Here is a 24,191-nt window from a genome sequence, read left to right as displayed (position 1 = left end):
ATTATATAGCTTGTCCTTGTGCAAGCACCTACTAAATTTATCAATAGAGGAGTTTTTTATTATGCCATTCATTACTCAAGTATATGCTCGTGAAGTATTAGATTCTCGCGGTAACCCGACAGTAGAAGTAGAAGTATTCACAGAATCAGGCGCATTCGGCCGTGCAATCGTGCCATCTGGTGCTTCAACTGGTGAATATGAAGCAGTGGAATTACGTGATGGAGACAAAGGCCGTTACTTAGGTAAAGGTGTTGAAAAAGCGGTAGAAAACGTCAACACAATTATCGCGGAAGAACTTGAAGGTCAATATTCTGTATTGGACCAAGTTGTTATCGACCATGCGCTAATCGAACTTGATGGAACAGAAAACAAAGGTAAATTAGGTGCAAACGCAATTTTAGGTGTGTCAATGGCAGTAGCGCACGCAGCAGCTGACTACCTGGACATTCCTTTATACCAATACTTAGGTGGCTTCAACTCGAAGCAATTACCAGTACCAATGATGAACATCTTAAACGGTGGTGCACACGCTGACAACAACGTGGATATCCAAGAATTCATGGTAATGCCAGTAGGTGCTAAATCATTCAAAGAAGCATTACGTATGGGTACAGAAATCTTCCATAACTTAAAAACAGTATTAAAAGAGAAAGGCCACAACACAGCTGTAGGTGACGAAGGCGGATTCGCTCCAAACTTAGGTTCAAACGAGGAAGCAATCACTGTGATCATCGAAGCAGTTGAAAAAGCAGGCTACAAAATGGGCGAAGAAATCCGTTTAGCAATGGATGTTGCTTCTTCTGAGCTTTACAACAAAGAAACAGGCAAATACGTTTTAGCTGGTGAAGGCGTTGAAAAAACTTCTGAAGAAATGGTTGCTTGGTACGAAGAGTTAACTTCTAAATACCCAATCATCTCAATCGAAGACGGTTTGGACGAAAACGACTGGGCTGGCCACAAGCTATTAACAGAGCGTATCGGCGACCGCGTACAATTAGTTGGTGACGATCTATTCGTAACAAACACAACAAAATTATCTCGCGGTATCGAAGAAGGCGTTGGCAACTCAATCTTAATCAAAGTGAACCAAATCGGTACTTTAACAGAAACATTTGAAGCAATCGAAATGGCGAAACGCGCTGGCTACACAGCTGTAATTTCTCACCGTTCAGGCGAATCAGAAGACAACACAATCGCTGACATCGCTGTTGCTACAAACGCAGGCCAAATCAAAACTGGTGCACCATCTCGTACGGACCGCGTTGCGAAGTACAACCAATTACTACGCATCGAAGACCAATTAGGCGCAACTAGCCGTTTTGAAGGGTTAAAATCTTTCTACAATATTAAATAATTGTTTTATGATTGGATAGGGCACTCGCTTTTTTGGCGGGTGCTTTTTTTGTTTGGGAGCGGGGCGCTGGGGTTTTTATTAGAAGAAATGGATCGGTTATTAGAAGAAATCTTGGTGATATTAGAAGAACCGGCTAGGATATGAGAAGTTCCTTGTGCTTGAGGTAGGGAAGAACTTTTATTAAGGGTGAAAAGGGCGAGAAGAAGGCGTGCCGTAATTTTATTAGAACTTTTGAGCCGTTTATTAGAAAATAGCGGCAGGATATTAGACGAAGTAGATACTTTATTTGAACATCTGGAGCACGCATCTGGAACACTTATTAGAACAAACTGCAATTATATTAGAAATTCGGCAATTTATTAGAACAAATAAATTTGAGGTAAAAAATTATAAATGATGTTTTTCTTTTATAAATTGGGGAAACATAAAACCATACACCAAAGGAGGCTATTACAATATGAAACTTAAAAAGACACCTACTCTCATGATGACGTTGTTACTATCATTATCGCTTGCAGCATGTAACGATGAGGATGATACGAACATCGACAACAATGTGGATGACGGTACAGATGATGGCTTAATGGAGGACAACACTGATGATACGAATGTTGAATTAGATGTTGATGACAACAACGACAATAACGAGGACAACGTAGAAGATAACTTAGATGACGATACAGATGTTGATGGCACTGTTGATGATAATACTAATACAGATGACAACAGCAACGACTAATCAAAATGTATAAAAAGCATGGCGCCCGTTATAAAACACGGGTACCATGCTTTTTTCAATCAAATTTCCCCAAACGCTAACCATGGGAAGAAGCCGTCCATGAATTTCTCTGTTGCTGGCATGAAATACGAACCGAAGTGGAAGTCCGGATCAAGTGTTGTCACGATCCAAGTACCTTTTGAACTTACTTTATCGACATACAGCAATGAACCGCCGTCCTTCATATCAACACCTTCATAAAATGTACCTTCAGCAGCAGGCTCCATTACATAATCCGCATGTGATTTAAATTCCTTTAACAGGACGCAAAGATGTGAACATGGAGCAAATCTACAATTGGAATCCGGAAATTATCTACATAACGAACTTCACGGAAATTCAGCCGGAAGATTTATATAACAACACAATTCCAGGTCAGGACTGGAGTGAAGTGGAAGCTGTGAAAAACAAGCAAGTGTATAAAATTCCGCTGGGGATTTATCGCTGGTTCCCGCCAAGTGGCGATGCACCGTTAATGCTGAAATGGTTGGCCAACAACAACCAGCCTGAACTATTCGACTATGATATGAACGCTGAAATTAAGAGTTACTATAAAGACTTTTACGGATATGACGTAACGGACGAAGAAGTAGAACAAATTCTGCATCCATCTTCTGCCGCTGCGAAGTATTAGGACGAGGGACTCTTATGAAAAAGTGGAAAAGTATTTTACTGTGGGTATTGCCGCTTGTTCTTGCGATTGCTTCACTTGGTGTCGTCCGGTTTGAAGTCGATTTTGTAACGGTGGTGAAAATCCTAGGTTCGCATATTTTTCCGGTAGAAGAAACGTGGACACAAATGGAATATAACGTAGTCATGACTGTTCGGCTGCCGCGTATTATCCTCGCACTATTAATCGGTGCGGGGCTTTCCATTTCAGGTGCCGCATTCCAAGGGATGTTCGCCAATCCATTAGTGAGCGCGGATATTTTAGGGGTCGCAGCGGGTGCCGGTTTTGGTGCTTCTATCGGAATTTACTGTTTGGCAATGGTTATGTGACACAAGGTTTTGCGCTGGTCTTTGGTTTAGCGGCCATTGCTGATTTTTGAAGAAGCGGATCTGTTATTTGAAACGATGGTGCCGCTCGCATTGGCGGCGAAACGAGGTATTAGCGAGTGTCGTTTTAATAATTTTGAATAAGGGTGGATATTGTTGGATAAAATATGATGTTCATTTCCAAGAAATATTGTAATGGCGGTTTCATTTTGATATACTATTTTGTATTGTGACGTCCATACTTAGGAGGTGGAGCAAATGCATACGTTATTTACAGTATTACTTATTATCGTAGCTATAGCCTTAATCGTTGTTGTATTATTACAATCAGGTAAAAGTGCTGGTTTATCAGGTGCCATCTCTGGTGGAGCTGAGCAACTATTCGGTAAACAGAAAGCTCGTGGAATGGATCTAGTCCTACACCGCACAACAATCGTTCTTTCTGTTGCATTCTTCGTATTAGCATTAGCGATTACGAAATTCTAATTTCTTTCACTCGCTGTATAAAACAGCGACTGAAAGAAATTATAGCCTCTGGCAGATGTCACAGATTCGGCAAGGAGTTCTTTGTGCAAGCACAAAGCCGAATCAGGACGCACTTACGCCGAGGCGTAAGTGATTAAATCGATTGAAATTAAACGCCTAACCAAGCTTCATTGCTTGGTTAGGCTTTTTCTTTTGTTTCAGTTTTTTACAAATTGAATTGCAGAGCATTTGAATTTCTAATGCACTTAAAACAAGAAATACTAGATTAATCAATCATATTATAAAGCTACTACATCCTGCTTAAATTGAACCAATCCTGTTTCGTTCGCAAAGAGTGCAACTTGCGTACGATCACCAAGCTCCAATTTTGATAAAACTTGGCTTACATGCTTTTTCACCGTGTTTTCCGTTATATAAAGACTGTGGGCTATCTGTTTATTGGAGTAGCCCATCCCTAGTTTTTGCATTACTTCTTTTTCCTTAGTCGTGAGGAGCGCAAGACGGCTATCATCTATTGAAGACTCCTTTTGTGTTTGTATGAGCTTATCTATTAAGTCGGGATCATAATATTTCCGTCCCTTTTTAATGATTTGAATGGCATAAATGAGTTCTTCGGGGTGTGAATTAAGTGAAATGTATCCAACCACGTCCATTGCCATTGCACGTTGAAACGATTCATAGTCTTTTGAGAAAGTTAGAATCGCGAATTTGCAAGTGCATCCAAATTTCCTTGCCTCATTAATCAATTTTAATCCACTTTCGTCTCCTATTTGAAAATCAATAATAGCCAGATCCGGCGTTTGTTTTTGAAGCAATTCAAGAGCTTCTTGCGTATTGCTGGCTTCTCCGATAATTTCCGATTTATCATCCGACGATAAAATGGAAATTAATCCTCTACGGATGATTGCTTGATCATCTACTAATAAAATTTTCATCAATAAACTGCCTCCTCACTCAAATAAAAAGAGTGCTCTTAACAAATGTTTTCAAATGTTGTGAGGCCGGTTGCACCACTGACTCCATACATCCAAGGTGCCCAATTAAAGGATGTACTTCAAAGTCTCCCATTGTAAAACGTTTTTTCTGTAATTAAATAGTATATCTATTAGAAGGATAATCGAAAGAAGGAATTTTCAGATTTTTTGCTGTGGAATTTACATCGGATAAAATATTTGAAATTAATTTGTTCAAAGTGACTCTGAATTAAAAAATGTAAAAAACTATTTCTTATTATACGTAGATCTAATGGTATTTTTTGTCATTCTGTATTAAAACTAAACCACTTTATTTGCAATCATACGGTTTATTTCGTCGTTTACTATCTATTTATGTTGGAATTGACCAGCAAAAGTTGCATGGGTGTAGCAAGTCATATGAACTATGAATAAATACAAACAGAAAAATATAAAAAACAATACGTTAAATTATGAGCGGGAGGAAAGGATTCAAAGTACCGTTATCTACATAGGGCCATAGAGAAACGTTGACACTTCAGAGTTTGTAAGGCTACATAACCAATTGGTAGTAGATGGACTAACCCAAAAGTATACCTTTGGGTAAGTTCGAAAGTAGAATTTGCATTTGTCAAAAATCACCCAATGGAGGGGAGAGGAAATTTTTGGAACGGTCTATACTGAGTTTAGTTCCACTTTCATAGTCGTAAAAGTGAAATACAAAGGAGGACAACATTAGCATTTAATGCACTTTAATCTGAGAAGTGAAATCTCTAATATCGATGATTAAATTCTACTTCTAGTATCGCTCACTAGCAGATTGATGAGAAGATTTGCTAAGAGCGACGGACCAATGCTTCTATGTATAGAATGAATGCTCTTTCAGACAAACGTTGAAAAATGGGGGAGCCTTAAAAAGCTGCAACACTATGAAAATGGCGCAAATGTATCAAGTGTAAGAAAACTCATACCCCGCGTCGAGGAAGAAAAAATATTTCTTATAAGAGACAGGGAAGAGCAAAAAAACTAAAACTAATTGGAGGAATTTAAAATGAGTATCAAAAAGAAACTAGCAATGGGTATCGCAACTGGAGCACTAGCTGTAAGCATGATCGGCGGGGGAACTTATGCATATTTCAATGATGTGGAAGTAAATAAAAGTGCTTTTGCTGCAGGTACATTGGATATTAATGTAAAAGGTAATGACGCTGACAATGCGATTATTAATGTAACGAATATTAAACCTGGTGATACAATGCTACGTGAATTTAAACTTAATAACACTGGTAGTCTAGATGTTTCAAAAGTATTATTAACTTCAAAATATACAGTTGGTGATACGAACGGCAATAATGCTGGAGCAGATTTAGGCGAGCATATTAAAGTTAAGTTTTTAGTAAATAAAGACAAGAGAACTGAAGTGGTTCATGAAACGACTTTAAAATCATTGTCTTCAACAGATGTGGTTGATAGAGATGTATTAGGCTGGATTCTTGGGGGAGAAAATGACGGCCTAAAAGCCCTTTCAAGTGATACGCTTTCTGTCATGTTTGAATTTGTCGACAATGGCCAAGATCAAAATGTATTCCAAGGCGATTCTTTACAACTTGAGTGGACATTTGATGCAAAACAAACAGCTGGAACTTTAAAATAATAGAAATAGATTTCAGGGAGGAGACCCTTCTCCTCCCTTATTTTATGTAATAATCCGTCGGAACTTTTCCTTATATATATTTCTCAACGTATAAATGGTTTTTGTGTTTTGAGGAATATATTTAAGAAAATTCCATTAGGAAAAAGAAAGGCGGTATCGGTTTGAACCCTAGACCTAAAGGCAGATATAAGAAAAAAAAGCGTGATCTTATCCTCTATTTAAAAATTGTACTCATTTGTTATTTAGCTATTTTTGGTGTCTCTTATATGTCGTCCGACACCTCCGCGAATTTCAGTAGCCAGTCTGTACTTACAGGAGCCATTACTGCTGATATCTGGGAGGTTCCCGAAGTTCCGGCTATTGCATGCGGTATGGAAGATTCAACTGATAAAGTACCGGGCGATGAATCCTCGCCAACTTCTGAGGATAAAGTTACCGAAGCTACAGTAGTTACTGTGAAAGATCCAGTAACCGGTGAGGAAGTTGAGGTTGATTGCGGAGAATTAAGTGATGCAACAGAGGGAGAAGCTGAAACAGGTAAATCTAAAGAAGTGGATTGTAAGAAAACGGAGGCACCTGAATCAACTGAAAAAGTGACAAACGATTGTAAAGATGAAGAGGAAGGAAAAGCTGCAGAAGATGCAGAAGTACCAGCAATTGAAAAAGAGAAAGAAGAAAAGGAAAAGGTAGCAGAGGATATTGAAGCGCCAGCTGTTGATGAAGAAGAAAAAGCAGAAAAAGAAAAAGCTACAGAAGAAGTAAAAACACCGGTCACTGAAAAAGAAAAAGAAAACGCACCGGAAAATACAGAAACACAGGCTATAGAAAAAGAAAAGGAAGCCAAACCACAAAACGAATCAATTACTGAGGAAAAAGAAGTGAATAAAGAAAATGGGGTTAAGACAGGTGCGGATGAAAGCAAAGAGAGTGAAGTGCAGAAATCGAACACTGAAAGTCCGAATCCACCGAAAAACAATGACTAGGGCAAATCTGATGAGATTCTTAAATGCTAGTACTGTAGAATTGGTGTCGACTAAAACAGCGATAGTTAAATATTAAATAACATAAATCATGAAAAGGGTGGTTCGAGTGAGAAGTACAAAAAAGAAATCAATAAATGGAAAAATAATGAAATGGGTAAATAATATTATAACTACTATTTTAATGACGCTACTAATTAGCTTAGCTTTCATAGTTGTTATATCAAAAGCATCGGGCGGAGAACCTCAATTTTTCGGCTACCAATTAAAAACAGTACTTTCGGGATCAATGGAACCAGGAATTCAAACAGGTTCCATTATCGCTGTTAAAATTGCGGAAGATAAAGCTAACTATAAAGAAGGCGATGTCATCACTTTCCAGGAAGCAGAAGATATGTTAATTACTCACCGCATTACGGAAGTAGTTAAAAATGGCGATTCTGTACTTTACCGTACAAAAGGTGATAACAACAATGCGGAAGATATGAATCCGGTTATGGCGGAGAATGTCGTGGCTCAATACACTGGCTTCACAATGCCGTACGTAGGGTACTTCAATAACTTTGCTTCTTCGAAAAACGGTGCATTTTTATTGATCGTTCCAGGCCTGCTTTTACTTTTATACTCAGCATTTACACTTTGGAAAGCTATATCTTTAATTGAAATCCCTCAAAGAAAACAAGCTGAAGTAATTGCAGAAGATACTGGAAAAAGTACATCTTGAATCGATTGCAAGGATATGGAGGCATTATATGAAAAAACTGTTTCAAATTTTACCGCTTCTTTTACTGTTTAGTTGGGTATCGTTGTCTCCCGTAACCAGTGTGTACGCAGAGGGTGAAAATGATACGGAAAAGCAGGAGATAGACATCAGTCTTACACCGACAGATACTTTATTTGAAGTTAGTAATATGAAGCCGGGTGACTGGGCGCCAAGAACAATTACAGTAAAGAATGTCGGGAGTAAAGACTTCGACTATCAAATGCAGTTACAAAATAGTGGAGATGAAAAGCTGTTTAATGAGCTGCTGCTGGAGATAAAAGCGGGTGGCGAAGAACTGTATCAAGACAAATTAGCTAACTTTAAATCATTGCCAAGAAGAAAACTGACAACTGGCACCGAAGAAAATCTGGAAGTAACGATTCGCTTTCCGGAACATCTCGGAAATGAATTTCAAGCACTTCAATCTTCATTTGCTTTCACTTTTACAGCAGAAGGAAATGAAAGCGAGCCGGTTCAAGAAGAAATTATAGGGCAGATTTCCAGCTTAGGAAGTCCAATGTCACCAGGAGGTCCAGGTTTGCCTGACAGTTCAACAAACCTAATAAATTATATATTGCTCTGTGGGGCTCTAGTAGTAGGCGGGATCGTCACGGTCATCATCATTTATTACAGAAAGATGAGACTTGTCCAATAACTTATATAATAAAATTTTGAAAAGCTGCTAAGGGGTGATATGATTTACCTTAGTGGCTTTTCCGCTTTTTAAAGTCGGTAACCTTAAATGTAAAAAGAATAGTTCTTTCTGTTGTTTTCTGCAAGGTACCGCTCGCTATAACAAAATTCCATTCGATTGAAATTAAACGCCTAACCAAGCATTTAATGCTAGGTTGGGCTTTTTCTTTTAGTGTGGCAGGAAACGAAGTATAATAGGAGAAATGGAAAGTTTTACACGATTCGAAGGTGTGTTCGAATCGTATTTCTCATATTATGGAACAAGACGGGAGCCACGAGAATGAAAACAGCTTTGTCTTCACCGTTCTTCTTTCAGGCAGGGCCGAGAGCGGTTTTATTGTTACATGGATTTACAGGTAGTTCGGCCGATGTGCGGATGCTTGGACGCTTTTTGGAAAAGCACGGCTACACATCGCTTGCCCCACATTACAAAGGACATGGTGTTCCGCCAGAAGAACTGATTGTCTCAAATCCCGAAGAATGGTGGCAAGATGTAAAAAACGGGTATACACAATTAAAAGAGGCAGGCTATGAAGAAATCGCCGTTGCAGGATTATCGCTCGGTGGCGTATTTTCACTCAAGCTTGCGACAAGTCATCCGGTGAAAGGCGTTGTTACGATGTGCTCGCCGATGACGATGCGCACGACAGACATTATGTTTGAAGGCGTACTTGAATATGCAAAACAATATAAAAAACAACAAGGTAAAAGTGAACAGGAAATTGAATTAGAGATTGAAGCGATCAAGCAGCAAGGAATGGCATCACTGCCTGAACTGCAGCAATTGATTTACGATGTACGAGAGACAATCGACTTACTGTATGCGCCGATTTTGGTGATCCAAGCGCGCAACGACAAAGTCATCAACCCCGATTCAGCCAATATTATTTATGACACCGTCGAATCGATTGACAAAAAAATCAGCTGGTATGAGCATTCGGGCCATGTCATCACACTCGACAAAGAAAAAGACCAGCTTCATGAAGAAGTTCTCACGTTTTTAAATTCGTTAGATTGGATAGTCTAATGGTGTGAATAAATTTTTGTTTTTTACGAAACTTTGTAAATTGGAAATCCACGGTTGCCTAAAAGTTTATTCCAAAAGCAAAAATCGTAAGAAACTTTATTTTCTGTTCAAAGGAGGGAAATAATACATGACACAACAAAATGAATTACAACAGCGCGTCCTCGATATGATGAAGGACGATGGCTATAAACCGATGACCGTATCGGAAATTGAAGATGCACTAGAATTAGAAGAAGCGGATGATTTCCGTGAATTAGTCAAAACACTCGTAAAAATGGAAGCACAGGGACAAATCGTGCGCTCCCGTTCAAATCGCTACGGTTTACCGGAACGCATGAACTTACTGCGCGGCCGCTTTATTGGGAACGCGAAAGGATTTGGTTTCGTCGCACCGGAAGAACAAGGCATGGACGATATTTTCATCCCGGCACACGAAGTTAATGGTGCTTTAAATGAAGATACCGTGCTCGTACGTGTATTAAAGGAACAATCAGGTGACCGCCGTGAAGGGACAGTTGTTAAAATCGTCGAACGCAGCAAAACATCATTTGTCGGTACATACCAGGCGAATCGCGGTTTTGGTTTTGTCGTTACAGATGATAAGAAATTGAATATGGATATCTTTATCGCAAAAGAGGATGCACTGGGTGCGGTCGACGGACATAAAGTCGTTGTAGAAGTAACGCACTGGCCGGATGCAACGAAATCTGCGACAGGGATGATCACGAAAATTTTAGGTCATAAAAATGATCCAGGTGTGGACATTTTATCGATCCTTTATAAATACGATATTCCGCCAGAGTTCCCGCAAGAGGTTGTCCAAGCGGCAATCGACGTACCGGATGAAATTACCGAACAGGACTTAGTCGGACGTCGTGACCTGCGCAATGAAGTTATTGTGACAATCGATGGTGCCGATGCGAAAGATTTGGATGATGCCGTTACCGTTGTAAAAAATGACAATGGCACTTACAAACTGGGTGTACACATTGCCGATGTCAGCTATTATGTGACGCAAGGCTCTGTACTGGATCAGGAAGCGTATGAACGCGCGACTTCGGTTTATTTGACGGACCGCGTAATTCCGATGATTCCGCACCGTTTATCAAACGGAATCTGCTCATTGAATCCACAGGTGGACCGTTTAACATTGTCATGTGAAATGACGATTGACCAGGCTGGGCAAGTTGTGAAACATGAAATTTTCCAAAGTGTGATTAAAACGACGGAGCGTATGACGTATTCGGACGTTTATAACATTTTAGAAAATCCGGACGAAAACCCAGAATTAATGGAGCGCTATGAAAACTTAGTGCCGATGTTCAAAGATATGGCCGATTTAGCGCAAATCCTACGCAACAAACGTATGGCGCGCGGTGCGATTGACTTTGATTTCAAGGAATCAAAAGTATTAGTGAATGAAGACGGTTGGCCGACAGACATCGTGTTACGCGAACGTACTGTTGCGGAGCGTCTGATCGAGGAGTTTATGCTTGCAGCGAACGAAACGATTGCCGAGCATTTCCACTGGATGGAGCTGCCGTTCATCTACCGTATCCACGAAGATCCGAAGCCTGAAAAATTACAACGCTTCTTTGAATTTGTTACAAATTTTGGTATTATGATCAAAGGTACTGGAAATTCGGTACATCCGAAAGCATTGCAGGAAGTCATTCGTTCGATTGAAGGTTTACCGGAAGAGCCGGTTATTTCAACGATGCTGTTACGTTCGATGCAGCAGGCGAAATATTATGCCGAGTCATTAGGCCACTTCGGTTTATCGACAGAGTTTTATACGCACTTCACATCACCGATCCGTCGTTACCCGGATTTAATCGTCCATCGTTTAATTCGTACGTATCTCATTAATGGCGATACATCGAGGGAAACGGTAGTGCAATGGAGCGCGGTAATGGATGAAATTGCGGATCATACATCTGGTCGTGAACGTCGTGCGGTTGAAGCAGAGCGTGATACGGATGCACTGAAAAAAGCGCAGTTCATGTCCGATAAAATTGGGGAAGAGTTCGAAGGGATCGTGTCATCGATTACGAACTTCGGTATTTTCGTAGAGCTTGAAAATACGGTGGAAGGTCTTGTTCATATTTCGAATATGACGGACGATTACTACCGTTTTGAAGACCGTCATATGATGATGATCGGCGAGCGTACTGGCCGTCAGTTCCGCATCGGGGATGAAGTGAAAATCCGTGTTGCGAACGTCGTGATCGAGGAATCTTCTGTCGACTTCGAAATCGTCGATATGGTGAGCAGCCCACGTCCGGCTCGTCGCCAAACATCGAAAGTAATCCATGCAGGTCGCCGAGAAGGCCGCAAAAAAGATGATGAGCGTACAGGCGAAAAGCGTGATCGCAAATCGCGCGGCGGAAGCAAGGCACGTCCTGAAAAAGCGAAACGTTCAGGCTCATCTGACCGTGATCCACGCGGTCGCCGTAAAGAAGGTAAATCAGGCGATAAGCCGAAGTTTTATGAAGGCATCGCAAAAGGGAAAAAGAAAAAAAGTAAAAAGAAATAGTAAGGTGTGAAGCTATGATGCATTTTCGGCATCATAGCTCTTCCCTTTCCTATTGCGTATCCGCTATAGGAAAGGAAGCCTCCAGCGGATGTCACGGATTCGGAAAGGAGTTCTTTGCGTGTGCGCAAAGCCGAATCCGGACGCAATTCTGCCAAGGCATAATTGATTAAGTAGAGGTGTAAAACGAATGGCAAAAGGCGCAGGTAAAGTTTTAGCTCAAAACAAAAAAGCGAGCCATGATTACTTCATAGAAGAAACAATTGAAGCAGGGATGGTACTGACAGGAACGGAGATTAAATCCGTACGTGGTGCCCGAGTCCAGCTGAAGGAAGCGTATATTAGTATTATGGGTGGGGAAGCATGGGTAAAAAATATGCATATTTCGCCATTCGACCAAGGGAACCGCTACAATCATGACCCATTACGCGAACGCAAGCTGCTCTTACATAAAAAACAAATCAGTGAATTAATTGGTGCCGTAAAGCGTGACGGCTATACCATTGTTCCACTGAAAATGTATATTAAGGACGGCTATGCGAAGTTACTAATCGGTCTTGCAAAAGGTAAGAAAGATTACGATAAACGTCATGATATGAAGAAAAAAGAAGCGAAGCGTGATATGGAACGTGCTTTCAAGGACCGCCAGCAGTAAACTAAAAAATCCGTTGTTTTAGACGGAATTTATAGATTGATCAAAAGAGATGTGTGAAACGAATTTGTTTATATTTTACACATCTCTTTTTTTCGGGCAAAAAAAAGTGGTTTTTAATCTAGAAATAGGGGGTACAAATTTAAAATGGAGTAAAAGTGAGGATGAGATATCAAATGATAGGGTGTTTTAGTCAATGGCATTAGCATACGTAGGGGGATTTCCACAAGTGAACGGATTACGCAACGCAGAGTTGGTCGATAAAGTTGTTATTTTAGTTGAAAAATATAGTGTACATGCCCATTGTTTGGCATTGGTTGAAGATATAATTGCCGATGAGTATCCGGACTATAATGGTATTTTCGAACAGCAGGTCGGGATGCCGGTAAAAGAATATATTACGAAAGTTCGATTACACAAAGCAGAAGGATTACTGGAAGATACACAAATGGACTTCAAGGAAATTTCAAAAATGATCGGATTGAACGGTTACTTTGAATTTACGCAACTGTTCAAGCGATTCCACGGAGTCACACCTGTAGACTACCGCAACCAATTGTATAAACAAGGCTAAGAAAATATTGGCTGTGTACGAGAGAAGCAGAATTACTTGCAAGCTTAGCCGGTTTGTCATATAATTGACTGTACTAGCCAGTGTGTATCTACTCATACGGTACACGTTTTAAAGAGCATTTAGCTCTTTTCCGAACTTAACTCGGGTTTACTACTACTCGGGGACGTTACGGATTCGACAGGGGTGGTTCAAGCTCTGGTCGCGCGTCGGAGGTCTCGTCTTCGTCAACAACGGAAGTTATATAATAACTGGCAAACAACAAAACTTCGCTTACGCAGCTTAATTAGCTCGTAGCACTCAGCCTGTCTATCGCCCATGTAGACTACGCTGGGTTCAACTTAAGTGGGATACGATCGTTGGTACCACCTGAGTCAACGGTAAGAGATTCCCAGGTTAGCGATTCGGACGCCTGTTTGTCGGCATAAGAACTCGCGAATCGCAAGTAGACAAACTACACGCGTAGAAGCCGGCGTATTGGAGCTTCTGGACGTGGGTTCGACTCCCACCGTCTCCATAATACGATTTCATTGAGTTTCAATGAATGTCAAAACCCTTGTATATCAAGGGTTTTTTATTTTGTCTAATATCATACAGTTTCAACGAATATCAAATGAACGTAGTCAAAAACGTAGTCAAAAATTACATTTCAAGATAGCTGGCAAACTTCTGAATAGCCTCTTCCTTAGCCTTTTTTGTAACGTGGGCGTAGATGTTCATTGTAGTTTGAACATCACTGTGGCCTAAACGATCCTGAACTTCTTTTAGGCTAGCTCCAGCTTCGAATAATAATGAGCAATGTGTATGACGTAAGCCATGTGTCGTAATCGTTCCTAGCTTGTATTTCTTCTGTACATGTAAAATCCATTTACGAGTTTTAGTTGGCTGTAAATATTCATTAACTTCATTACTGAATACTAGCTGCTTTGGTTGCATTGTATTGTAGCCAAGTATTAAATAATCCTGCTTCTGTTTTTTCTTCCATTCTTTCATAATAGCCATTGTTTTATCATCCATTTTAATTGAGCGTGCTACACCTGTTTTCGTCGTTTTCATATAGAGCTGATTATCTTTCCCACGGGATATAGCTTTATTAATACGAAGCTCATTTGAAGTGAAGTTTAAATCATTCCACGTTAAAGCTAATGCTTCACCTTTACGCATGCCACTAAATGCTTATAAACGGAATAATGCATAAGCTTTAAAATTACTTTCTTGCTCTAGGCATGACAGGAAGTGAATAAGTTGTTCACGTGTATAGAAATTTTCCGCTTCTTCTCCATCATCCTGAACTATTCGCTTTTTAGATACATTTACAGGTGCTTCAACATGTGTGAATGGGTTGGTTTGTAAGTATCCATGTTTAACTACAAAATCTAATACTTTAGCTGCGTATGCTTTTACAGTACGATAGTAATAAAGAAGAATCATACTATATGGTCACAATCGTTTGGAAAGATCCCAATAAAATAGGTAAGCGTTTTTGCTCTAAAGAATGCTCGGATGTTTTTTATAATGACTCGCTGGATGGTTTGTTGAAGAAGCAACGAGAATTTCAAGCTGCAAGAGCACAACTACAAAAGAATAAATAGAAAGTTTATGTACACGCAATTTCTTTGATGTTGCGTTTTTTTTTTTTTTAATTGTTATAAATAAAATTGTAACAAAAAGTGAATAATAAGTTACAAGAAGGAATAAAAATGAAACAAAAAAGTATAAAATGGTACGTCTTTTGTGTAAAATGAAACGGAGGAGTGTTGCGAAATGTATACAGAAATTTTGAAAATTATTGAGGGTGGAATGAATAATGACATACAAAAAGTCATTAATTATTCTAAGTCCCTTGCTCAAAAAATAGAATCTGATGGAAATAAAAGTTTTTCGAATAAAATATTTAAAATAATAGATTCACAGAACTTAAATTTAGTACGTTATGATAGCCTTGCAACTAAACCGATAGACCAAGAGAGTAATCTAGAAACTGTAAATGTAATTATTCCAACCGAGTTGGAAGATTATCTCGTTTTCAACGAATATATTGAAAATGAAGTTAAAGATTTTATATTAACGTACTATAAAAAAGACAATTTATTAAAGAAAGGTTTAAATGTATCTCACAGCCTTTTGTTATACGGACCTCCTGGAACAGGGAAAACGTCATTGGCTAAATATATTAGTTTTCAGCTGAATTTACCTTTAATCGTACTAAAATTAGATAGTTTAATCTCATCTAGGTTAGGTAATACAGCAAAAAATATTCGCAAAGTTTTCGAATACGCATCTAAAAGACCATGTGTATTATTCTTAGATGAATTTGATGTAATAGCAAAAATTAGAGACGACCATAATGATTCTGGAGAACTTAAACGTGTAGTTAACTCTTTAATACAAAATATAGATGAATTTAGTAATGAAAGTATTTTACTTGCAGCAACGAATCATGCGGAATTACTAGATAATGCAATTTGGAGAAGATTTGATAAAATTTTAGAGTTGAAAAATTTAGATTGTAACCTCAGATTAAAAATAATTCAGAATGAGTTGATTAAATTTGAGGTTAGTGGAAAATTTTCAAAAAAAGAAATTGATCAATTTGCAATATTGACGGAAAAATTAGCCCCGTCGCTAATAAAGCTTATAATTACAAATTCTGTTAAAAAGAGTATAATTTATGAATATGATTTATGTTATTATCATTTACTTTTTGAACTATTTTTGAGAGAAAATCCTTCTCTAAGTGACAATGATAAACTAGTGAGTTTCCTATACGAAAATGGATTGTCCCAAAGGCAAATAGTTGTCCATACCAAAATTCCTATAAGAAAAGTAAGGGCAGCTACTAAAAAGGAGGACTAAATTATGGATAAAAAGAAATATTTTTTGATTAGATTTAACCAAAGAGCTATTGATAATCTTCGAACAGAAGGTGGCGGAGACGAAAAGGACTATGATTGGACACTCCATGGCGAAGAATTAAAACTTCATAGTGAGACACTTATTTCTCAGCTAAATAGTCTATCTGAATCTAAAAATATACAGGGAATTGATGGATTACCTATTGTTTTTGAAGCGAACATTATTGATGATGCTAAGGCGAAGTCGCATCAATCTAAATTGTTAAATATGTTTGAAGTAGATTCCACACCTACACAATTGGGGATGACAGGGGAAAATAAACTTCTTTTAAAACTTGATAATGAAGGCTCGAAGATTAGAGCTATAGAAAATCTAAAGAATTTAGAGCGGAATAAAAATTCAATTTCAGCGATAGATGAAATTCAAAATTATCTGGCACCTATAGAACTAAGTACAGAAAAGAGTAATTACAAAATTAAGTTTATTGATTTTCATAATCCAAATCTCAATACAAAGGTTAATACTTATTTTAAAAGTTATTTAAAGCAAAAAGAAATTGCTTTTAATGAATTTAATTACACTGATGATGAACATGTAATTGAAGTAAGTGATATAACGTTAGATGAATTAAATTTCATAAGAGAATTACCATTAAAATCTATAGAACCAATGCCATATATAGAAGATCCCTTTCCAGTTTTAGAGGAGGGGGATAGAGAAGAAAATTTCATTGTCTTTGATGGAAATAAAAAATATCCTCTTGTTGGCTTATTGGATTCTGGTGTTGAAGTTTTACCTCATTTGCAAGAGTTTGTTGAAAGAGGTCAAGGCTGTAATTATACAGAGACAGAATTAAATAAGGATCATGGGACCTTTATTGCTACTTTGCTAGTGCATGGTAATGCATTAAATGGAGTCAGAGATTCTTCTATAGAAGGGTGTAAAATTATTGACGTGCCTGTTAGTAAAATAGGCGGTGTTAGTGAAGGTGAACTGATAGAAAATATAAAAAGAGCAGTTGAACTCAATAGCCATGTTAAAATTTGGAGTCTATCTGTTAGTATTGGTAAGGAAATGGAGGAGGATAAATTTTCAGACTTTGCGATTGCATTAGATGAAATTCAAAAAAAATACAATGTACTTATCATTAAATCTAGTGGTAATGATTCACGTTCATACCTGTTAAATCAAGAACCTCGAAAGTTGAGCCAAGGAGCTGATGCGGTTAGAGCATTAACAGTCGGCTCTTTAATAAGAAATTCAGATTCTTATTCAGTTTCAGAAGCTAACTTCCCATCCCTTTACTCAAGGGTGGGAAGAGGACCAGCGAGTATAATAAAACCAGAAGTAGTACATTATGGGGGGGATCTTTTTGCTAATACCTATGTACCTCAGTCAGTGGTAGATTATGATACTGTTAGCGAAAGGTCATTAAAAAGTGATGGTAGCTTCTGTTTGAAGGTTGGTACAAGTTATTCAACTCCTAAAGTTGCAAAATTAGCTGCAGAACTGTATTTAGAATTAGGACTCGATGAAAGGAATTTTAATCCACTCTTAATTAGGGCGTTGATTATACATTCGGCTCAATATTTAGAAGACCCTCCACTAAGTGAAGATATGAGACTAAAGAGATTGGGTTTTGGCAAACCACATAATTCGGAATACATCTTAGGAACTGAAACACCTACTTCTGTTACGTTTATGTTAAGTGGAAACCTTAGAAAAAAACATAAAATTGACATAATGGATTTCCCATATCCAAGAAATCTTATTAAAAATGGTGTTTATACTGGGAGGATAAAAGTTACATTAGTATACGATAATTACTTAGAGAAAGATATGGGTCCAGAATATTGTCAATCAAACTTAGATTTAAAGATGGGAACATATGATGAAAAGTTTGACCGTGACATTAGTAAAAAAATGATTTTAAATCCTATAGGTAGAGATAAATCTAAGAACCTTCTGAAAAATAAACTGTATGGTAAGAAAAAAATCCGTGATAATCAGAGTTTTCAATACGAACGAAATTTAATTGAGTATGGAGATAAATATTATCCAGTAAAAAAATTCTCGGCAGATTTAAGTGAACTGACTGATGCTAATAGTAGAGATTTCATTGGAGAGGATAGGAATTGGTTTTTATATTTAGAAGGTCAGTATAGAGATTTTATATATAAAAAAGTAAGGTCTGATGACTCGGTACTTTCGATGGATTTTGTGTTGTTAGTTACCATATCTGATGCAGATGATGAAGAAGATTTACATACGGAGGCAACTCAATTACTTGAACATCATGGATTTAACTATAATTATATTGAAGTAGATGAAACAATTCATCTTCATGTAGACGAAGATTTATAATAAATACACGTAAGTTCATTAAAACGTAGTCAAAAACGTAGTCAAAAAAATGGATTGCCCCCGCAGCTATTGATATATCAGTACTTTGAGACGGTTGGTTCGACTCCCACCGTCTCCATAAAAATGAATCAATATGGTTCAAAATAGACCAAAACCCTTATAGAACAAGGGTTTTGGTTTTTTGTTTTTTTCAAAATAGTCCAATGATATTCAAAAGATGGCATTTAGAATGGCATTAAATTTTTTAACAATTATTGATCTAATTCATTAGATTTCATGTAAGAAACATAGTTTAAAATTAAATCATCTTTTGCTTTCTTAGTAACATGTGTATAAATATTTAATGTCGTTGTTGCATCAGAGTGACCTAAGCGATCTTGAACCGCTTTTAACGTTGCTCCAGATTCAAATAATAATGTGCAATGAGTATGTCGAAATCCATGAACTGAGATTTTTTTTAAGTTAAATTTATTCTGGATTTTTTTTAACCAGACGTTAGGTGTACTAGGTTGATGCCAGGTACCTTTAGCATTTGGAAACATTAATTGTTTTGAGAATCCTTTATTTGATTGAATCCGACCATACAATTTAATATATTGTGTTTTCCAGTTTTTGAGTTTCTCAATTGTATCAGGGTCCAAATTAATGCGACGATTATCCCCTGTTTTTGTACTTTTCATATATAATGCATCCGATCTTCCTATTGCTTTTGAAATACTTAATGTTGACTTTTCAAAATCCACATCTTCCCAATATAAAGCAACAGCCTCTCCAACTCGAACTCCTGTATTGGCAATTAAATAAAAGAATGCTTGTTCTTTAACAGAGCTACCATTTAAAGATTCTAGAAATATGTTTAATTCTTCTTTTGTATAATAATTATTAGAAGGCTGAGTTTTCTTTTTTTTAGGTAATTTAACATGTTCCATAGGATTTTTTTCTAAAACCTCTAATACGATCGCATACTTAAAGATTTGTGAAGAATAAGACCTTAACTGTTTATAATGAACCAAATTGTCAGCCCATTCATTCACTATTTTTTGAACTTGATTAATGGTAATTTGTTTCATTCTATATTTCCCTAGATTTGGTAGTATATGATTTTCAAACAGCTTCTTTGTCTTATAGAAGGTACTCGGTTCTACTGTTTTTTCATAAGCTTCAATCCATTCAAAATATATCTCTTCAAAAGTTGAATTTACATTTACTTGTTTGGAAAATAAATCTCCTCTCTCGAATGCTAATTTTAATTTAGCTACCTCTAATTCAGCCGCTTTAATAGTTTTAAAACCCGAACGTGTTGTTTTTACAGGTAAACCTGTATAAGGATTGATGCCAAGATAAACTTGCACCCTATAAAATTGTTTGTTGTCTTTAGTATATTTACTAATCGAAGCCATATTAATGTTTTCCTCTTTTCTTGTTTGCGAGGACAAGATAAAGTAGTTTAATTAATTATTTATAAGGATTTCAACAATAGCTAAAAGTTTTTCTTTTTCTATAGCAGTTAATTCTTGCTGATTCAGCCTGATTTTATACGAATTATTTAATAGTATATCTTCTAAGTCAATAATATGAGATGGCTTCTGATCTTTGCTTACAGTTTCAATAGAATCATCTACATCATAAACTATTTCAAATTCACTAGTATCAACTGAATATCCCGCAGAACGTAACAACTGATTGTAATCTAAATCTAAATGAGTAGCCATTTTCTTAAGAATTTTCGGGGAAGGTATTAACCCTTGCAACTCGATTCTAGAAAAATAAGATTGAGAAACTCCTGTTAATTCTTTTAAATCTCTAGTGCTCAATCCCTTAGAAATTCTATATTCCTTTATTATTTCGCTTAATGATTTTGACATAAATAATCTCCTTCACTTTGATTTTAATCTAAATAAAAATTAAAAACAATTAATAAAAATTAAATAAAATTAAAAATGGATAAAAATAATTAAAAATGATTAATATAAACTCAAAAAATACAAAATTACTTATAAAAAATTAAAAATGATTAAAAATGATTAAAAATGATGTATTATGTTTGTGAAGAACAATACACAAAATAATAGGAGGTGATAAATATGATATCTTATAAAATTAAAATTGATGTCTTACTAAGATACATGTCCGAATACGGATTGAATCAAGAACAACTAGCAATAAAGTGTAGTTTAAGCTCAACAACACTACATAATATGTTACATAAAAATAACATGGTATCAAATACTACAGCAGTAAAAGTAGCTAAAGGATTAAATATGCAATTGAAAGATCTATTTGAAATTATTATTAAAAAGGTTGAAGAAAATGAAAATTGAATTAGACGATTTAGAAAAAAAGATTCAGGTTACAGTTACAAATGCTATCTATGATGCTTTTAGTTCTTTCCAAGGTATAGATGATGGAAAAGAGTGGCTATCCATTCCTGAAGCAGCTGCGTATGTTAATGTCTCTAAAAATACTTTATTAAAGTATCAATACGAGGGATTGAAGTTTTTTAAATTAGATGGTACTACAAGGGTCTCAAAAAAAGAACTAGATAGATTTTTAGTGAATAATAGTTTTTAAAATTAGCGAGGGCAAGGTTTATGAGTAGAAATTTAGAGAGTGCATTAACTTATGCACAGAAATTTAATTTTGCAGTATTACCCGTACATTCAATGAATGCCTGTGGTTGTAGCTGTAACGATCCAAAGTGTGAAAGACCTGCAAAGCATCCAAGAAATGCACAGGGAGTTAATGGGGCAACTAAAGATTATCAGCAGATATATGAGTGGTGGACAAGATGGCCGGATGCAAATATAGGAATTGCGTGTGGAGAAATCAGTAATATTACAGTTCTTGATATTGATATAAAACCTTTGATTGATGGAAGAATAACATTAACTGAATTAGAATTTTTAAATGGAAAGTTACCGGTTACACCCATACAAAATACCGGTTCAGGAGGATGTCATATTTTTTTTGATTATGAGCCTTCTTTGAAAAATAGTGCTGCTTTCTTACCAGGGTTAGATATAAGAAATAATAGAGGTTATATTGTAGCAGCACCTAGTATTCATAATTGTGGTAGAAGTTATAGCTGGGTGAAATCACACCATATAAAGGATATACAAATTTCAAAAATGCCTAATTGGTTACTTGAAAAAGCAGGTTTAAATAATAGGGAAGTGAAAAGGTCAGCTATTAAAAATAGTGATAAATGGATAAACATACTAAAGGGAATTACTGAAGGTGGAAGAAATAATGCCGCAACTTCTCTAGCCGGTTATTTATTCTACAAGAAGATTGATCTTTCAATATTGGTTTGGATAATGGAACAGTGGAATAAGAATAATAGCCCTCCATTAGATGGTAAAGAACTTGAAAACATAATTTTAAGTATTGGAAAAAAGAGTGGTTTTAAGTATGAGTAATAGGACTATTAATTTGGAAGAAATAAAAAGAAAATTAGTTAATCCAGATCTACAAGAATGGGAACCGATTATAGATTTATCTGAAATAAAAATCCCTACCTTTCCATTAGAAATATTTCCAAATGATATCAGAAATTATATTCAATCTGTCTCGGTTTCTATCCAAGTTGCTGTTGATGCAGTTGCAATGTATTTTTTTTCAGTCTTGTCTACTGCTGTGACTAATAAATTTTCAATAAAACCTAAAGCTGATTGGGAAGAATATTTGAATTTATTCGTATTGATAGTTGCGGGACCATCGGAGAGAAAAACACCCGTATATAAAGAGCTTATTAAACCCTTAATAATATCATTAGAAGAAATTAATAAAGAAAATCTAAGTAAAATTTTAAATGAAAAGGCACAGGAGAAAATATTAAAAAAGGAAATACAGGAATTAGAAAATTTAAAAATAACAGAACTTTGCAATACAGATAAAGAAGAATGCCAAAGGAAATTAACTAACTTATATCTAGAACTAGAAAAATTTGAACAAACGAAAACAAAAGTAATTGATTTAATCGCATCTGATATTACTGTAGAAAAGATGGCTGAGGAAATGGAGAATAACGGAGGGGCATTAGCGATTTTAAGCAGTGAAGGTTCAGAATTTCTTGGGATTATTAATGGAAGGTACTCAAATAGTCAAAATTATGATTTTGTCTTAAAAGGCTATAGTAATGAACCTATAAACGTAAAAAGAATGGGAAATAATCGTAATATAAATATAGATACAGCAGTATTAACTGTAGGATTATTTACACAACCAAAAGTAATTGAAGAATTACCAAGTAGTGTCTTAAGTCGTGGTCTGATGCAACGATTTATTTACTGTTATCCCAAAAGTTTAGCTGGTTATAGAGTTCCAGAAAGTCCAACAGTTAATTTAGTGTACAAAGAAACATATTCAAGACATTTGAAAAAATTACTTGAGTTTTGCTTAAAGGGTCACAAAATTGAACTGAGTTTTTCTAAGGAATCACAAAAACAATTTAATAATATTCGTTTAATTAACGAAAAGATACATTTAGAGGAAAATAAAAGCGAAACGTACAAACAATGGATTGGAAAATTTGATGGAAATCTAGCTCGCATAATGGGCCTACTGCATATTATGGATCATCTCACAAATCTAAATAATATGCCAACTGAAATTGCTATTGAAGTAGTTGAACGAGCTAGTATCTTAAGGAATTATATCATAGCCAACGCAGAATTGGCATTTGGAATTTTAGAAGATACGCATATTTCTAATGACACGCATTATGTATTACAAAAAATAAAAAATAAGTACGGGAATTGTTCAGAAGTCCCATATCAAAAACTTTGGCAAGACGTTTCAGGGAAATTAAAGAAATCTAAAGTGCTTCGAGAAATTTTAAATTCTTTAGAAGAGATGAATTATTTGAAATTAGAAAAGGATACATCGAGGGGGCGAAAGGAAATGATTTATCTTCATCCCGATTTAACTAAGAATTGCTAATTAACAAATGTGAAGAGATTTTTTTGGAATAACCAGAAAATCATCACTAAACTCACTAAAATGACTGAAACCCTTGGTATCACTGTTCTCTTCTTAGTGAAGTCTAGATTCACTAAACCTCACTAAGTTCACTAACTTTTGTCAAATGATTACGAAAAAATGTGGGGTTCTGAATATATCTTTTTTAAGTTACTAATTTTGCTGAATTAACTGCTTGAGTTAAATATGTTTAAGCTAATTAGAAATATTGTTTTAGTGGAGTTAGTGAATGACTAGTGAGGTGTCCTACACTTGCGAAAAGCGTGATACACAGGGCTTTGTAGTAGATTAGTGAGATTAGTGAGATATTTTATAAAAAATGTTTTCTACAGTATAAATTCCTAATCACAAGTTGATTATGCTTAAATCAATTACTAATAATGCTGATAAAAAAATTAGATTGAATTTATTGTAGTAACTATTAATTGTTACTACGCTTAAACATTGTTTCACCAATGATTAAGCGAGCTTTACATTTGTTTATACAAAGTGGTCACTACAAGAAATAACTACTTGTAGTGACCACATAAATACAAACTTAGGAGAAATTA

At 36.3% G+C, this 24,191-nt stretch carries 23 protein-coding genes, 1 other RNA gene, 2 pseudogenes and 1 riboswitch; of the genes and pseudogenes, 20 read left to right on the top strand and 6 right to left on the bottom strand.

The features are described 5' to 3' along the window. Positions 1-61 precede the first annotated feature (61 nt). Both eno and AC0VXV_RS16560 read left to right on the top strand, forming a co-directional pair. Positions 62-1,354 (top strand): phosphopyruvate hydratase, encoded by a 1,293-nt coding sequence (gene eno / locus AC0VXV_RS16565; protein ID WP_475529306.1) that lies wholly within the window; start codon positions 62-64, stop codon positions 1,352-1,354. Between the two features lie 457 nt (positions 1,355-1,811). Further along, entirely contained in the window at positions 1,812-2,093 is a 282-nt protein-coding gene (locus AC0VXV_RS16560) for a hypothetical protein (RefSeq protein WP_475529304.1), read from the top strand. Between the two features lie 59 nt (positions 2,094-2,152). On the opposite strand, the gene AC0VXV_RS16555 is transcribed toward AC0VXV_RS16560, so the two are convergent. Continuing rightward, on the bottom strand, positions 2,153-2,359 hold the full coding sequence (locus tag AC0VXV_RS16555; RefSeq protein ID WP_475531507.1) for a hypothetical protein: 207 nt from the start codon (positions 2,357-2,359) through the stop codon (positions 2,153-2,155). Positions 2,360-2,394: 35 nt separating this feature from the next. Here AC0VXV_RS16555 and AC0VXV_RS16550 point away from each other — a divergent pair. The 3 genes and pseudogenes from AC0VXV_RS16550 to secG form a co-directional block, all read left to right on the top strand. Further along, positions 2,395-2,766, top strand: a pseudogene (locus tag AC0VXV_RS16550) (ABC transporter substrate-binding protein); the annotation flags it as partial. Positions 2,767-2,780: 14 nt separating this feature from the next. Next, a pseudogene (locus tag AC0VXV_RS16545) lies at positions 2,781-3,169 on the top strand (iron chelate uptake ABC transporter family permease subunit); the annotation flags it as partial. A 217-nt stretch (positions 3,170-3,386) separates the two neighbouring features. Beyond that, positions 3,387-3,614 carry a preprotein translocase subunit SecG gene (gene secG, locus AC0VXV_RS16540; RefSeq protein WP_008408959.1) on the top strand — a complete coding sequence of 76 codons (228 nt, stop codon included), beginning with the start codon at positions 3,387-3,389 and terminating at the stop codon, positions 3,612-3,614. 278 nt (positions 3,615-3,892) lie between these two features. Here secG and AC0VXV_RS16535 read toward each other — a convergent pair whose 3' ends face one another. After that, positions 3,893-4,549: a response regulator gene (locus AC0VXV_RS16535; protein ID WP_475531481.1), complete on the bottom strand. Its 657-nt coding sequence runs from the start codon at positions 4,547-4,549 to the stop codon at positions 3,893-3,895. Between the two features lie 55 nt (positions 4,550-4,604). Beyond that, positions 4,605-4,688, bottom strand: a riboswitch (cyclic di-GMP riboswitch). Between the two features lie 930 nt (positions 4,689-5,618). Here AC0VXV_RS16535 and AC0VXV_RS16530 point away from each other — a divergent pair. The 9 genes from AC0VXV_RS16530 (at position 5,619) to ssrA (ending at position 13,960) form a co-directional block, all read left to right on the top strand. Then, on the top strand, positions 5,619-6,221 hold the full coding sequence (locus tag AC0VXV_RS16530; protein ID WP_475529303.1) for a CalY family protein: 603 nt from the start codon (positions 5,619-5,621) through the stop codon (positions 6,219-6,221). 266 nt (positions 6,222-6,487) lie between these two features. Beyond that, positions 6,488-7,204 (top strand): hypothetical protein, encoded by a 717-nt coding sequence (locus AC0VXV_RS16525; RefSeq protein ID WP_475529302.1) that lies wholly within the window; start codon positions 6,488-6,490, stop codon positions 7,202-7,204. A 106-nt stretch (positions 7,205-7,310) separates the two neighbouring features. Next, positions 7,311-7,925, top strand: coding sequence for a signal peptidase I SipW (sipW, locus tag AC0VXV_RS16520; RefSeq protein ID WP_475529301.1), 615 nt, complete (start codon positions 7,311-7,313; stop codon positions 7,923-7,925). A 28-nt stretch (positions 7,926-7,953) separates the two neighbouring features. After that, on the top strand, positions 7,954-8,619 hold the full coding sequence (locus AC0VXV_RS16515; RefSeq protein WP_475529300.1) for a hypothetical protein: 666 nt from the start codon (positions 7,954-7,956) through the stop codon (positions 8,617-8,619). 318 nt (positions 8,620-8,937) lie between these two features. Next, a complete protein-coding gene (locus AC0VXV_RS16510) occupies positions 8,938-9,684 on the top strand; it encodes an alpha/beta hydrolase (RefSeq protein ID WP_475529298.1) in 747 nt (248 codons plus the stop codon). A 127-nt stretch (positions 9,685-9,811) separates the two neighbouring features. After that, positions 9,812-12,220 (top strand): ribonuclease R, encoded by a 2,409-nt coding sequence (gene rnr / locus AC0VXV_RS16505; protein WP_475529296.1) that lies wholly within the window; start codon positions 9,812-9,814, stop codon positions 12,218-12,220. 187 nt (positions 12,221-12,407) lie between these two features. Continuing rightward, complete coding sequence (gene smpB, locus AC0VXV_RS16500) at positions 12,408-12,872, top strand: SsrA-binding protein SmpB (protein WP_350481320.1); 465 nt, start codon at positions 12,408-12,410, stop codon at positions 12,870-12,872. Between the two features lie 193 nt (positions 12,873-13,065). Continuing rightward, the gene (locus AC0VXV_RS16495) at positions 13,066-13,443 is read left to right on the top strand and encodes a helix-turn-helix domain-containing protein (protein ID WP_475529294.1); all 378 of its coding nucleotides are present in this window, start codon (positions 13,066-13,068) and stop codon (positions 13,441-13,443) included. A gap of 159 nt (positions 13,444-13,602) precedes the next feature. After that, positions 13,603-13,960: a transfer-messenger RNA gene (gene ssrA, locus AC0VXV_RS16490) on the top strand. Between the two features lie 122 nt (positions 13,961-14,082). Here ssrA and AC0VXV_RS16485 read toward each other — a convergent pair. Together AC0VXV_RS16485 and AC0VXV_RS16480 are read right to left on the bottom strand one after the other, a co-directional pair. Further along, positions 14,083-14,604, bottom strand: a complete 522-nt coding sequence (locus AC0VXV_RS16485; RefSeq protein ID WP_475529293.1) for a site-specific integrase — start codon at positions 14,602-14,604, stop codon at positions 14,083-14,085. Positions 14,605-14,616: 12 nt separating this feature from the next. After that, a complete protein-coding gene (locus AC0VXV_RS16480; protein WP_475529291.1) occupies positions 14,617-14,871 on the bottom strand; it encodes a hypothetical protein in 255 nt (84 codons plus the stop codon). Positions 14,872-15,204: 333 nt separating this feature from the next. Between AC0VXV_RS16480 and AC0VXV_RS16475 the strand changes: the two genes are divergently transcribed. Beyond that, positions 15,205-16,296 (top strand): AAA family ATPase, encoded by a 1,092-nt coding sequence (locus tag AC0VXV_RS16475; protein ID WP_475529289.1) that lies wholly within the window; start codon positions 15,205-15,207, stop codon positions 16,294-16,296. 3 nt (positions 16,297-16,299) lie between these two features. Continuing rightward, positions 16,300-18,660, top strand: coding sequence for a S8 family peptidase (locus AC0VXV_RS16470; RefSeq protein WP_475529288.1), 2,361 nt, complete (start codon positions 16,300-16,302; stop codon positions 18,658-18,660). 251 nt (positions 18,661-18,911) lie between these two features. On the opposite strand, the gene AC0VXV_RS16465 is transcribed toward AC0VXV_RS16470, so the two are convergent. Further along, a complete protein-coding gene (locus AC0VXV_RS16465; RefSeq protein WP_475529287.1) occupies positions 18,912-20,060 on the bottom strand; it encodes a tyrosine-type recombinase/integrase in 1,149 nt (382 codons plus the stop codon). 51 nt (positions 20,061-20,111) lie between these two features. Continuing rightward, the gene (locus tag AC0VXV_RS16460) at positions 20,112-20,525 is read right to left on the bottom strand and encodes a helix-turn-helix domain-containing protein (protein WP_475529285.1); all 414 of its coding nucleotides are present in this window, start codon (positions 20,523-20,525) and stop codon (positions 20,112-20,114) included. Positions 20,526-20,744: 219 nt separating this feature from the next. On the opposite strand from AC0VXV_RS16460, the gene AC0VXV_RS16455 reads away from it, so the two are divergent. From AC0VXV_RS16455 to AC0VXV_RS16440, 4 genes are read left to right on the top strand one after another with little or no spacing between them, the layout of a single operon-like run. Beyond that, positions 20,745-20,981, top strand: coding sequence for a helix-turn-helix domain-containing protein (locus AC0VXV_RS16455; RefSeq protein WP_475529284.1), 237 nt, complete (start codon positions 20,745-20,747; stop codon positions 20,979-20,981). Beyond that, the gene (locus AC0VXV_RS16450) at positions 20,971-21,231 is read left to right on the top strand and encodes a helix-turn-helix domain-containing protein (RefSeq protein WP_475529283.1); all 261 of its coding nucleotides are present in this window, start codon (positions 20,971-20,973) and stop codon (positions 21,229-21,231) included. The genes AC0VXV_RS16455 and AC0VXV_RS16450 overlap by 11 nt, the downstream gene beginning before the upstream one ends. A 20-nt stretch (positions 21,232-21,251) precedes the next feature. After that, entirely contained in the window at positions 21,252-22,079 is an 828-nt protein-coding gene (locus AC0VXV_RS16445) for a bifunctional DNA primase/polymerase (protein ID WP_475529282.1), read from the top strand. Positions 22,080-22,092: 13 nt separating this feature from the next. Further along, positions 22,093-23,601 (top strand): YfjI family protein, encoded by a 1,509-nt coding sequence (locus tag AC0VXV_RS16440; RefSeq protein WP_475529281.1) that lies wholly within the window; start codon positions 22,093-22,095, stop codon positions 23,599-23,601. Positions 23,602-24,191 lie beyond the last annotated feature (590 nt).

The organism is Solibacillus sp. iso_87, assembly GCF_056173085.1.
The sequence above is the reverse complement of the archived record's forward strand: the minus strand, read 5'-3'. Positions and strand labels throughout refer to the sequence as shown.

Excerpts from the sequence above, each read along its gene's own strand:
- eno (WP_475529306.1), top strand. The coding sequence starts at position 62 with ATGCCATTCATTACTCAAGTATATGCTCGTGAAGTATTAGATTCTCGC.
- AC0VXV_RS16560 (WP_475529304.1), top strand. The coding sequence starts at position 1,812 with ATGAAACTTAAAAAGACACCTACTCTCATGATGACGTTGTTACTATCA.
- AC0VXV_RS16555 (WP_475531507.1), bottom strand. The coding sequence starts at position 2,359 with ATGGAGCCTGCTGCTGAAGGTACATTTTATGAAGGTGTTGATATGAAG.
- secG (WP_008408959.1), top strand. The coding sequence starts at position 3,387 with ATGCATACGTTATTTACAGTATTACTTATTATCGTAGCTATAGCCTTA.
- AC0VXV_RS16535 (WP_475531481.1), bottom strand. The coding sequence starts at position 4,549 with ATGAAAATTTTATTAGTAGATGATCAAGCAATCATCCGTAGAGGATTA.
- AC0VXV_RS16530 (WP_475529303.1), top strand. The coding sequence starts at position 5,619 with ATGAGTATCAAAAAGAAACTAGCAATGGGTATCGCAACTGGAGCACTA.
- AC0VXV_RS16525 (WP_475529302.1), top strand. The coding sequence starts at position 6,488 with ATGTCGTCCGACACCTCCGCGAATTTCAGTAGCCAGTCTGTACTTACA.
- AC0VXV_RS16515 (WP_475529300.1), top strand. The coding sequence starts at position 7,954 with ATGAAAAAACTGTTTCAAATTTTACCGCTTCTTTTACTGTTTAGTTGG.
- AC0VXV_RS16510 (WP_475529298.1), top strand. The coding sequence starts at position 8,938 with ATGAAAACAGCTTTGTCTTCACCGTTCTTCTTTCAGGCAGGGCCGAGA.
- rnr (WP_475529296.1), top strand. The coding sequence starts at position 9,812 with ATGACACAACAAAATGAATTACAACAGCGCGTCCTCGATATGATGAAG.
- smpB (WP_350481320.1), top strand. The coding sequence starts at position 12,408 with ATGGCAAAAGGCGCAGGTAAAGTTTTAGCTCAAAACAAAAAAGCGAGC.
- AC0VXV_RS16495 (WP_475529294.1), top strand. The coding sequence starts at position 13,066 with ATGGCATTAGCATACGTAGGGGGATTTCCACAAGTGAACGGATTACGC.
- AC0VXV_RS16485 (WP_475529293.1), bottom strand. The coding sequence starts at position 14,604 with ATGCGTAAAGGTGAAGCATTAGCTTTAACGTGGAATGATTTAAACTTC.
- AC0VXV_RS16480 (WP_475529291.1), bottom strand. The coding sequence starts at position 14,871 with ATGATTCTTCTTTATTACTATCGTACTGTAAAAGCATACGCAGCTAAA.
- AC0VXV_RS16475 (WP_475529289.1), top strand. The coding sequence starts at position 15,205 with ATGTATACAGAAATTTTGAAAATTATTGAGGGTGGAATGAATAATGAC.
- AC0VXV_RS16470 (WP_475529288.1), top strand. The coding sequence starts at position 16,300 with ATGGATAAAAAGAAATATTTTTTGATTAGATTTAACCAAAGAGCTATT.
- AC0VXV_RS16465 (WP_475529287.1), bottom strand. The coding sequence starts at position 20,060 with ATGGCTTCGATTAGTAAATATACTAAAGACAACAAACAATTTTATAGG.
- AC0VXV_RS16460 (WP_475529285.1), bottom strand. The coding sequence starts at position 20,525 with ATGTCAAAATCATTAAGCGAAATAATAAAGGAATATAGAATTTCTAAG.
- AC0VXV_RS16455 (WP_475529284.1), top strand. The coding sequence starts at position 20,745 with ATGATATCTTATAAAATTAAAATTGATGTCTTACTAAGATACATGTCC.
- AC0VXV_RS16450 (WP_475529283.1), top strand. The coding sequence starts at position 20,971 with ATGAAAATTGAATTAGACGATTTAGAAAAAAAGATTCAGGTTACAGTT.
- AC0VXV_RS16445 (WP_475529282.1), top strand. The coding sequence starts at position 21,252 with ATGAGTAGAAATTTAGAGAGTGCATTAACTTATGCACAGAAATTTAAT.